Genomic DNA, 10,879 nt, shown 5'->3' on the forward strand with positions numbered 1-10,879 from the left:
ACATTGAAGACAGGTTAAACAACAGACCAAGAAAACGATTAGGGTTTAAAACGCCAAACCAGGTGTTTTATTCCATTACTTAGCGTTGCACTTGGTGTGTTAATCTAGGTTATAAAAAAACAGTGGTCAAAACACTAAAGGTCGATCCTAAAACAGGTTTAACTGAGAAAATAAGTGCTGACTATAAAAGAACAGTACAAGTTTTAGTATCTGGTAATCCAGTAACAGCTAGGCTTGATGTTAAAGATTCACAAGGAGATGTTGTTCCATCACCTTGTGACTATCTTAGAACACTTACTATACCAACAATTAAGATACCTACAGCAGTAAACAAACCTAATCATGAAGCTATTTTAGCTGCCAATACCCGACTTCCTATCGTTTATGATCTTGAAAGTAGAGAGTTGTCTGTATTTAAAAGTAATGACTACAAAAACCTTGTTAAAAACCTAAGCAATGTCGATAAACTAATGGCAAAAGTGCACATGCATAGATCCCAAGTAGCAGACGCGCTCAAAGCTAGGGATGCTAGTATGCTAAAAACTGCAGAAGATGCAATGATAAAAGCAGAAGCAGACGCTCAAGATGAAATTGAGCAGGATTTTTCGACCATTGCTGATATGAAAGAAATATTCTTAGTCAAGACAGCCGTTGCCAGTGCGGACTCAAATGGAACCACTATTGAACGACGCTATGTGAGAAGAGATTATTTCGAAGATACAATCCAGCCAACACGTATCAATCAATCACAGACAGACATTCCTACTCCTGAAGGCGACCCTCCGCCACCAGACGAACCAAGTCTGCTATATGATCCAGCAGGCTTTGCTAAAGAAGCGCTTGCTGATAGGATTAAAGAGATATCTGCTTCAATTGAAGGTGAGATAGGTACTGAGGGGCAAAAAGACTTAAATGTTCTAGACTATCTACTACCTTCAGCGAATGAGATTAGTGGTCTCATTATTAAGTCTGATAAATACCAAGTAGATGGCGAGGCACAATGGCTACGAATGGTAGGTAGCGCTGGTGCCAACGGCTCAGCTAGTTGGAATCTTGAAGATAAGATAGGTATTGAAGGCGGCTTTAATGCAAATGGTAAGCTTATTCTATGTGAGGCGAGCATCTCTCCTATAATGGCGCTACCTTCATTAGAAGGGTGGCACTTAAAAGCCACTTTTGAAGATGGTATCAAAATAGATTTAGGCTCACTACGCTTGATAGTTTCTTGTGAGATTAGTGGATTTGCAGGCGTCAATATCGGGATAGAAGGTGCTGGTAGTATAAAAATAAAAGACGGTGCACAAAAACTGGTCTCAGCCGCTCGTGATCCTAGGCAAACAATGATGAGTGCTTGGGATGCAAATAAAAACATGCCTGCTCTTAGCCTAGACTATAAAGGTATTAGTCATCCAACTAGTGATGATGAGATAGAGCAGTTACAAGAGAAGCATAACGTAAAAGGGTCTGCAGCTATCTCTGCATTTATCGGTGTAGAAGGAGGAATAGAGCCAAAGGGTGGTATAGAGTGGCTACCGCCAGAAGAAGAGGATTTTGTATCCTTTGCATCGATATCGGCAACTGTTGCAGGTAGCTACGGTATCGGAGGCTCTTTAGACTTTTATGTTTTCCTCGACGCTCGAGCAGGCAAATTTAAAATCAGAGCCAAAGCCGCTGCTTGCTTTGGGGCAGGAGGCAAGCTTGGATTCTTATTTGAGGTGGATGGCGGTCAGATCGAATCGTTTCTTAGGTGGACATTCTATCAGCTGGTCAATGCAGGCTTTCGTAAAGTCGTCCATATCCTAGAAGAGGCTTTTATCGCATTGACCCAGTTTTCTGTCATTTATTTAGGAAGTAACTCTAGTGTTTCTAAATCCCTAATAAATATTGGAACAAGATTCAGAGCTTTTTCTAATGCCTTAGATACTGATTCAAAGCGGCATGATCTAGCTATTGAGATTATGAAGGGTGAGAAAAAGCAAATGCTATTATGCGCTACGCCCAATGGTAAAGGCATACTAATTTATAATATCAGTCGCCATGGATGGTATAGTCATGCACTTAGCTGGCCTGACTTTGACTTTAGTATTTTTAAGGGCTTAAGTATAAAACTGCTTACTGAACGCAAAAAAGCCATTATAAAGATATTTACTACAGTGACCACTTATCCTGAGTGGGACAATGTACTACAGCACATGAACAGGGACGGAGTGAAAGACTATCATTTGCAAGGTTTGAGTAGTCGCTCTAATAAAAGCTTTCGTCAAGAAAATGAAGCACACGTTCTACGGTTTTTAAGTTATGGTCTTAATAATATAGACACGCCCTTGCTCACACTATTAAATGATATCAAAGCAGATAAAATCACTGAAAAAAATGATACTGGCAATACCTTTATAGATCAATATCTCAACATGCTAGGTGGACTCATTAAAAATTACTATCCTAAAGGCGAGCGTGTAGTCCTTAATACTGATCCTGCTTATGAGAAGTATCGTATGTTGGCTAAAGTCGATTATGTTAGTCCTAGATTTTATACAGCTAAAAACCCACAGCACTTTGATGCTAACATCTTAAATCCAAGGGATAAACCAGCTGATGGCATCTACCATGCTTAAGGGTTATTCAAGGTTAAGGACTATTTCGGTAAGAGGATATTAATAACACGATTAACTTATCGCTTGCTGGCTATTAGCGACACAGCGAGCTGAGGTAAAAGCATTCTGATTAGCATCTTGTGCTTCCTCTATCAACGGTGGATTAGGCAAGCGTTTTATTCGCATTAGAGTAATTGACCCATTGGCTTGTATGTTTTGTGCCGAACCCCATTCAGCGTTTACTGAGCGCAAAACTTTTTCAGTACCCGTGTCAGGGCCTTGGGGATTATGCTCAGGGCTGTTGGCATAGTAATCCTCGCTATACCAGTCATTCATCCATTCATTATTTTGATTGGTCATGTCATACAGACCCAAAGGATTAGGAGGATATAGTCCTACAATAGGTATAGCTAAATTAGTATTATATTTTCTTGAGAGTGCTGACTTCTCATCAAACGTCCATATATTGTGTCCACCATTTATTTTACCGTTATCGGTTGGAAATAATATATATTTACCGCGATTGCGTGCGGCATATTCCCACTGCGCTTCGGTTGGTAGACTCATTGGAACCTCTAACTGTTGACCAAGCCATTGACAGTAGTGCTGTGCCGTTTGCCAGTTTACACCAGCAGCAGCATTAGATTGACGTAGCTCTATCGTAGTATCTTGCATACCAATTTTTTTTTGTTTAGTCGCCATACTATAGATATCAAAGTCACTATAAGTCGTTTTATAAGCATTCATACTAAAACTCTCAAGCGTCACCTTGTGCAGTGGTTTATTGTCACTTTCACTCCTAATAGGGCCACCATCATTTATAGTGACTTTAGAACCGAAATCACCCATCTCATAGCTACCGCCTTCGATAAAGCGCATGTTTTCCTTTTGCTGCACTAGGAATTCATCTAACTGCTGCTTTTCATCTGCTGTTAGATCGCTACGAGTTTGCGGGACGCCGCTACTATTTGCTGAAGTCGCAGGTTCTTTAGCACAGGCAGTGATAGTAAATAGCGGTAAGATAAACAAAGATACGAATAGAGGCTTTAGATTCATAACGGGCTACAGTGATGTTTTGTTGAGAAGTTATGGGGATTATACTAATAATTTGCTGGGATTGTCTAAATTGTTATATCAAACAATGATTGAGATAGGGAGGGATGATAAATTGCATCAATGGGGCGAGTTTATCCTGATCTACCCTGATGGTATAGAAGTAGTCAAAAACACCAGCCCGCAGTACGATATATTTATCAATCGTGGTAATGTCAATGACTATGAATTCTATGCGGCCAAAAATCCAGAACGATATGATCCAGCAGGTTTTGATGAAGACGATGACAACAGTTATATGGTTTAAGTAGAAAAACTTAGCTTAATTTTTCCTTGTTTTATGCGTCAAACTAGAGGAGTCGACGCATTAGCAACACATCTTGCAGACGTTGTACGATTCTGATTAAGTTTAGAATCGTCATCAATTAGAGGTGGATTAGGTTCTCTATGCCAGCGGCCTATAGTTACAGGACCTATGAACTTAATATTTCGTGCACTCCCTTCATTAGCATCGATACTGCGCAATACTTTTTCTTTACCAGTTGATGGACCTTTGGGGTTATTCTCAGGACTATTCCCATAATAGTTGGCATCATACCAATCAATCATCCATTCATAGTTTTGGTTGGTCATATCATATAACCCTAATGGATTAGGCGGATACAAACCTATTATAGGAACTGTTACCGAGGTATTATATTTACTATTCATGTCTCTTTTTTGTTCTGAAGTCCAAACATTTCGACCATCATCTATCTCACCATTATCCGTTGGGAATAGCACATACTGACCACGATTACGTGCCGCGTATTCCCATTGTGCCTCAGTCGGCAGACTCATCTGTACCTCAAGTTGTTGGCCGAGCCATTGGCAGTAGTGCTGGGCAGTTTGCCAGTTGATACCAGCAGCAGCATTAGGCTGATGTAGTTCTATGGTGTACTCCTGCATCCCTTCTTTGGGCTGACCAGTCGCCATACTATAGATATCGAAGTCGCCATAAGTTGCCTTATAAGCATTCATGCTAAAGCTATCAAGTAACACCTTATGTAAAGCCTTATTATCACCACCGCTAGAGATTGGCATACCTTCCGTCCAGTCTAGCTTATGACCAAAGTCGCCCATCTCAAAGCTACCGCCTTCGATAAAGCGCATGTTTTCCTTTTGCTGCACTAGGAATTCATCTAACTGCTGCTTTTCATCTGCTGTTAGATCGCTACGAGTTTGCGGGACGCCGCTACTATTTGCTGAAGTCGCAGGTTCTTTAGCACAGGCAGCCATAGTAAATAGAGGCAGAATAAATAAAGATGCTAATAGAGGCTTTAGAGTCATAACGGGCTACAGTGATGTTTTGTTGAGAAGTTATGAGGATTATACTAATAATTCGATAGGATTGTCTAAATTGTTATATCAAACAATGATTGAGATAGGGAGGGGTGATAAATTGCATCAATGGGGCGAGTTTATCCTGATCTACCCCGATGGTATAGAAGTCGTCAAAAACACCAGTCCAAAGTACGATATCTATATCAAACATGGTCAATTTAATAATTATGAGCATTTTATGGCTAAGAATCCAGAACAATATGATCCAGCAGGGTTTGAGGACGATGACGACGATGATAGTTATATAGCTTAGCGATTAAAATACATAACTATCTATCTTGCTAATTTTTAGTTCAATGAAACAGGGGTGTTTGCGACACAACGTGCAGATGTTGCGCGATTCTGATTGATGCGTGGATTATTCTTTACAAGAGGCGGATTAGGTTCTCTTTGCCAGCGTTTTACGCTCACAGGACCCATCACCCTAATATTTCTAGCACTACCTTCATTAGCATCTACCCCTCGCAATACTTTTTCTTTGCCAGTTGATGGACCTTGCGGGTTGTGCTCTGGACTATCACCATAATACTGGGCATCGTACCAGTCGCTCATCCACTCGTAGTTCTGATTGGTCATATCATACAGTCCTAACGGATTAGGCGGATATAGACCCACTATAGGTATAGCGAGGCTGGTGTTGTACTTATTACTTAGTTCTTGCTTTTGCTTAAAAGTCCATACATTACGACCATCATCTATTTTGCCGTTATCGGTTGGGAATAGCACATACTGACCACGATTACGCGCCGCATACTCCCACTGCGCTTCAGTTGGTAGATTCATGGGTACATTTAGCTGCTCCCCGAGCCATTGACAGTAATTTTGGGCTATTTGCCAATTGATACCAGCAGCGGCATCGGGCTGATGCAGTTCTATCACAGACTCTTGCATTCCCTCTTGTGGCTGTCCTGTCGCCATACTATAGATATCGAAATCACCATAAGTTGCCTTGTAGGCATTCATACTAAAGCTATCGAGTGTCACTTTATGTAGGGGTTTATTATCAGATTGTCCAGTTAATGGCAAACCATCTGTCCAGTCGAGCTTATGCCCAAAGTCGCCCATCTCAAAGCTGCCCCCTTCGATAAAACGCATGTTCGCCTTTTGCTTCGCTAAGAAGTCATTTAATTGCTGCTGTTCATCTGCTGTTAGATCGTTTCGAGTTTGGGGAATACCATCGCTATCTACCTTCGGTGTAGGTTCAGTGGCGCAGGCAGTCACAGTAAATAAAGGTAAGAGGAACAAAGATACGAATAGAGGTTTTAAAGTCATAACGGCTACAGTGATTTTTTGTTGAGAAGTTATGAGGATTATACTAACAATTTGCATGGATTGTCTAAGTGGAAATATTAAACTACTGTCGAGAAATATTGGGTTAATAAAAAGGGTCAAAAACACCAGCCCAAATTATAATATCTGGTGTCATACCATCATCAAGTATTTATCAAACAGTGGTTACAGCGCACTGCTCAGCATATGCACTGTCATGCAATGAATCACAATCACTTTTCAATACCCGATCATGGCTTTGACATCGCCCGCGATACTGGGGTTTGGGTATTAGCGACGTTACTTGACGCTGCTATTCCTTATTGCCCTTATCCCAGTTCTTTATCCTTTGCCAGTAGCACTTACACGGGTCTCACCCAAGCGCGTACTGGTGACACCAGTTTATCAGCCTCCCCCAGTTATGACTCCAGTGTCACCGATGACAACCTACAACAAACCATGACCACCCCAGTCTACTCAGGTATCAGCCCTCATGATGATGGCACTACCCCGCCCCTGCGCGCATTGCAACTGTCATCCGGTAGCACGCATGGTTGGCAGTTTGCGCCAAGGCTTGGGCAGTCGGTGCTGCTTAACCATTGGTATGGCGATATAGACAGTCCGGTGATTAGCAGATCGCTTTACGATGGTATCGGTATGGGCGATGTCGATGACAAAGACATCACCACTCGTGACACTGGACTATCGAATAGACACAACCTACAAGGCGGATCTTCTCCTCGTTGGCATGGTGGTGGTTTGGGTCATTCGCAAATTAGTGAAGATGATGAGCATAGTGGTTGGATCTCTGGTATTGCTCAATATGGGCTGACTTCTGATTCTGAGGTGACCATGAGCTTTGATGACACGCCAAACAAAGTCGGTCTGCAGTGGACGGTTAATACGGGTAGTAAAGCCAATGCTGAGACACCAACCATCACTTCTAGCGCCACCTTTGCCCCTGATGAGCATGTATTAGAGCTTGGCGTGCTGCGTCATCGCTTTAGCAATCATCAATCAAGCGATAGCGGTCAAGGCATTAATCTAGCCACCGACCATGGCTTACAAATCACCGGTGAGTCAGGCGTGCTGCTCTCCACCTTTGATATCAGACATAGTCAAAGCGAGCACGAGTCAGCTTGGGTCAATGATGCAGGACAACGTCAGTTAAAAATGGGCACTGAGCTGAGCGAAACCTTTAAAGAGGCAAAGCAGGCACACTTGCAATCCACGGTAGCACTTAGCGATGCCAACCAAACGATAGAAGCCTTTAAAACCAGCGCGCAAATTATTGATGAGACGCTAAATACGGAAGTATTGGGCGCTGCTGATGTGATGCTGGTCAGTAAAGACAGTATCTTAGCCTCTGCAAGCAATACGCTATGGACGGCGAAAACAATCGTCAGACAGTCAGGCGCTACGCAGTCAGATGTGGTGGCAGGTAACTATATGCTTACGGCAGATAAGATTGACTCGCTTTCTGGGGTTGGTGGACAAACTGTGATGTCAGGATTGCATATGAGTGCGAATAGAGAGCCACTAGCGATACAGGCACAGGGCGGTGAGTTGCAATTGCATAGTCAGCTATCAATGACGATTGGTAGCGCGTCAGGACAGGTGAATGTGTCGAGCCCTAAGCGTATTAAGCTGCAAACCAGCGCGGGAGCATCCATTACGATAGATGAGAGTGGGATCAAGCTGGTGTGTCCTGGGACGATTAAGGTTCAGGCGGTGAGGAAGTCGCTAATCTCTGGTGCGAGAGCTAATTATTCATTACCGATGATGCCTAAGACGATTCCGCTGTTCAGTAATAGACTTGATGTTTATGATTTATTTTATCAGTACGCCTTTGATGAGATTGAGTTTCAGATATTGCGAACTGATGGGCAACTGCTAGAAGGAGTGTTAGATGAACATGGGCGGACTGCTCCTGTTATTAGCGACAAAGAAGAAGAGGTTGAAGTGTTAGTAGGCTTTAAAGATACCGATTGGGGCGTTGAGTTTGAACCTGATGAAGAGGATGAAATAGAAGCCTCTGATAATGATGATAGCAATGAGTCTAATCAAGACTTAGCACAAAGTAGCTATCAGGAGAGTCACGATGAGTAAGCCGAAAAGTATTCTATTTCAACTCAAGTTTGTTGATCTACTTAATAAACCTTTTCCCAATTTATATCATGAAATTCGAGAAACTGGAAAGCTAATAAGCACCAACAGGTCTGATGCTCAAGGGCTTGGTACATGGATCAGCCGACCACCTGGCACCATATTAGTCGTACATGTTCGACACCCTTTAACCAAAAAAATGATCGTAGTGAATAGCTACATTCGTGTTCCTTCTAAAAAAGGTACAATTAAGCTTAAAGCATCTTTTTCTATTCAAACCGTTAAGCTTAGAGCACTTGATAAAAACAGTGGTTCGTACCAAAGAAGCACTCATCAAGTTACAGCAACTAAGGGAGAACACGAAGTTAAGAAAGGTCAAGATCTATACACTATTGCAAAGATACATGATACAACATGGCAAATACTAGCACAGCTTAATAAAGCGACTATCAAAGACCCTAATAGAATAGTTCCAGGCCAAATTATAAAAGTGCCGCCAAAGGGTAGTAGCTTAACGGGCAAAACTAATGAGAGACCTGACTCACTAAAAGATCAAACCAATTACAAAGTAAAAAAAGGTGAGACGTTGTCTGACATCTCACAAAGAAGTGGCGTATCAGTAGAGCAGCTTAAGCGTATAAATGGCATTACAGATCCCACTAAACTACAATCAGATCAGACGATTAAGCTTCGAGACGATGGTTCAGCACAATCTCATAACCCCCCTAAACCCTCTCCTAAACCAACGGCGAGACCTAGATCAACTACGACCCCTAACGCTTCTAATGAAGAAGATGGGTTCTTCGATAATGCAAAAGATGCCATTAGTAATGCAGCAAAAGGGACCGTTGGTGTCATTGGCGGTGCTGCTGACTGGGTAGGTGGAAAAGCTAAAGAAGGGTTTGAAGGTGTCACTGATGCTATGAGCGGAAGCAAGAATGATAAGCCTGCTGGAAAAGCGCCTGCTATCACTCCAAATTCAAGTAGTAACCCTTCATCTACATCAGGTAACTATACTGTAAAAAGTGGCGATACATTGAGTGGCATTGCTCAAAAGCATAGTGTCAATATGAATGATTTAGCTCGTATTAATAGTCTAAAGCTTACTGATACAATTCATCCAGGGGATAAGCTTAAGATACCTAGCAATGAAACTTCTTCTTCATCTACAGGTAGTTCTTCTCAATCAAGTAGAACAGATGTCCCTGTCAACGTTATTACAAAACCTAGCAATAGCTCTGATGGTGCGCCAAAGGCTGTCGCTACAACTAATGGTGCTTGTATTTGTAAAGCCCATAATCTATTTTGGAGTGCGAAAGTAAGCTGTGAATTTAGAAAGAAAGTCATTGAAATATGTCAGGACTTATGGCCGAATGACTACCTAGCAATGGCTAATAATTTGATGGCATTGATGCATCTGGAAACAGAAGGTACTTTTGATCCATCTAAAGTTAACTCTCTTGGTTTTGTTGGGTTAGTTCAGATGGGTGCAGGTGCGCGCGAAGATTTAAATGTCTCTAAAGATAAGTTGCGTAATATGTCAGCAGTAGAGCAACTAGATTGGGTTAAAAGGTACTTTCAGTTATACAATAATCGATACAAAAAAATAGATAGTTTCCTTGAAATGTATCTGACGATACTACGTCCAGCGTCTGTTAAGCCCGAGGGTATTGATATAGATGACAATGAAATTATTTTTAAAGATAATGGACAAGCAAAAGGGAATCCTTATAGACAGAATCCAGCATTCATGAAAGAAAAAGGAGAATGGAAGGAAAAAGGAGAATTGAAGGTGAGAGGCTTTTCAGGTGGTGTGACTTACGCATGGGAAGTTAAAAAGGAAATCGCGCATCATTACGATGATGGAAAAAAACCTGAAAACAGAGTATTTAAACCTACTTGTGAAGGAGTAATTCAAAAGCCACAGACTAATACAGGATGCAGACCTTTAAGTGCTAAGAACGAAAAAAAGGTTGAAAAGTTACATCCCAAAATTAGATGTTCAGTTAGGGATTTTATAAATGACTCAGAAAGAGAACTGGGTATTAAGCTAATTATTGTCCAAGGACTTAGAACTTATGAAGAACAAAATAAGTTATATGCTAAAGGACGTACAGCGTCAGGTAGTATAGTTACTAAGGCTAAAGGTGGACAAAGTAATCATAACTTTGGCGTTGCTATTGATGTCTTTCCTTTACATGAGGATGGAAAATTACATATGGCAGATGATAAAAAAAATATAAGGCTTTTGAAAAAAGTAGCACCCATCGGAAAACGCCATGGGTTCAAGTGGGGAGGTGATTGGACAAGTTTTAAAGACTACCCTCATTTCGAAAATATGTACGGTAAAACACTGTCTCAACCCCCCTATGGCAGGATAGTTGTCACCCCTAAATATTAATCCAAATGGGGGGCACAAGGACCAATCATGCCAAGATATAGTAATGAACGTAAACAAGCCATACTCAGCAAAC

At 41.6% G+C, this 10,879-nt stretch carries 8 protein-coding genes; 5 read left to right on the forward strand and 3 right to left on the reverse strand.

The window, feature by feature from the left end; genetic code table 11:
- Nucleotides 1–122 precede the first annotated feature (122 nt).
- On the forward strand, nt 123–2,615 hold the full coding sequence (locus tag HQR03_RS13485; protein WP_173240490.1) for a hypothetical protein: 2,493 nt from the start codon (nt 123–125) through the stop codon (nt 2,613–2,615).
- 51 nt (nt 2,616–2,666) lie between these two features.
- Here HQR03_RS13485 and HQR03_RS13490 read toward each other — a convergent pair whose 3' ends face one another.
- Nucleotides 2,667–3,650 carry a formylglycine-generating enzyme family protein gene (locus HQR03_RS13490; protein ID WP_173240491.1) on the reverse strand — a complete coding sequence of 328 codons (984 nt, stop codon included), beginning with the start codon at nt 3,648–3,650 and terminating at the stop codon, nt 2,667–2,669.
- 70 nt (nt 3,651–3,720) lie between these two features.
- Here HQR03_RS13490 and HQR03_RS13495 point away from each other — a divergent pair, with 70 nt between their 5' ends.
- Entirely contained in the window at nt 3,721–3,954 is a 234-nt protein-coding gene (locus HQR03_RS13495) for a hypothetical protein (protein ID WP_157823944.1), read from the forward strand.
- A gap of 38 nt (nt 3,955–3,992) precedes the next feature.
- On the opposite strand, the gene HQR03_RS13500 is transcribed toward HQR03_RS13495, so the two are convergent.
- Nucleotides 3,993–4,976, reverse strand: coding sequence for a formylglycine-generating enzyme family protein (locus HQR03_RS13500; protein ID WP_173240492.1), 984 nt, complete (start codon nt 4,974–4,976; stop codon nt 3,993–3,995).
- 70 nt (nt 4,977–5,046) lie between these two features.
- Between HQR03_RS13500 and HQR03_RS13505 the strand changes: the two genes are divergently transcribed.
- Nucleotides 5,047–5,283, forward strand: coding sequence for a hypothetical protein (locus HQR03_RS13505; protein ID WP_157823946.1), 237 nt, complete (start codon nt 5,047–5,049; stop codon nt 5,281–5,283).
- Nucleotides 5,284–5,318: 35 nt separating this feature from the next.
- Here the strand turns inward: HQR03_RS13505 and HQR03_RS13510 are convergent, their stop codons facing one another.
- Complete coding sequence (locus HQR03_RS13510) at nt 5,319–6,302, reverse strand: formylglycine-generating enzyme family protein (RefSeq protein WP_173240493.1); 984 nt, start codon at nt 6,300–6,302, stop codon at nt 5,319–5,321.
- 219 nt (nt 6,303–6,521) lie between these two features.
- On the opposite strand from HQR03_RS13510, the gene HQR03_RS13515 reads away from it, so the two are divergent.
- Nucleotides 6,522–8,408 carry a DUF2345 domain-containing protein gene (locus HQR03_RS13515; protein WP_173240494.1) on the forward strand — a complete coding sequence of 629 codons (1,887 nt, stop codon included), beginning with the start codon at nt 6,522–6,524 and terminating at the stop codon, nt 8,406–8,408.
- Nucleotides 8,401–10,806, forward strand: coding sequence for a LysM peptidoglycan-binding domain-containing protein (locus HQR03_RS13520; RefSeq protein ID WP_173240495.1), 2,406 nt, complete (start codon nt 8,401–8,403; stop codon nt 10,804–10,806). Before HQR03_RS13515 ends, HQR03_RS13520 begins: the two co-directional genes overlap by 8 nt.
- The last annotated feature ends 73 nt before the right edge of the window (nt 10,807–10,879 follow it).

This window comes from Psychrobacter okhotskensis, from assembly GCF_013248965.1.
Taxonomy (GTDB): Bacteria; Pseudomonadota; Gammaproteobacteria; order Pseudomonadales; family Moraxellaceae; genus Psychrobacter; species Psychrobacter okhotskensis.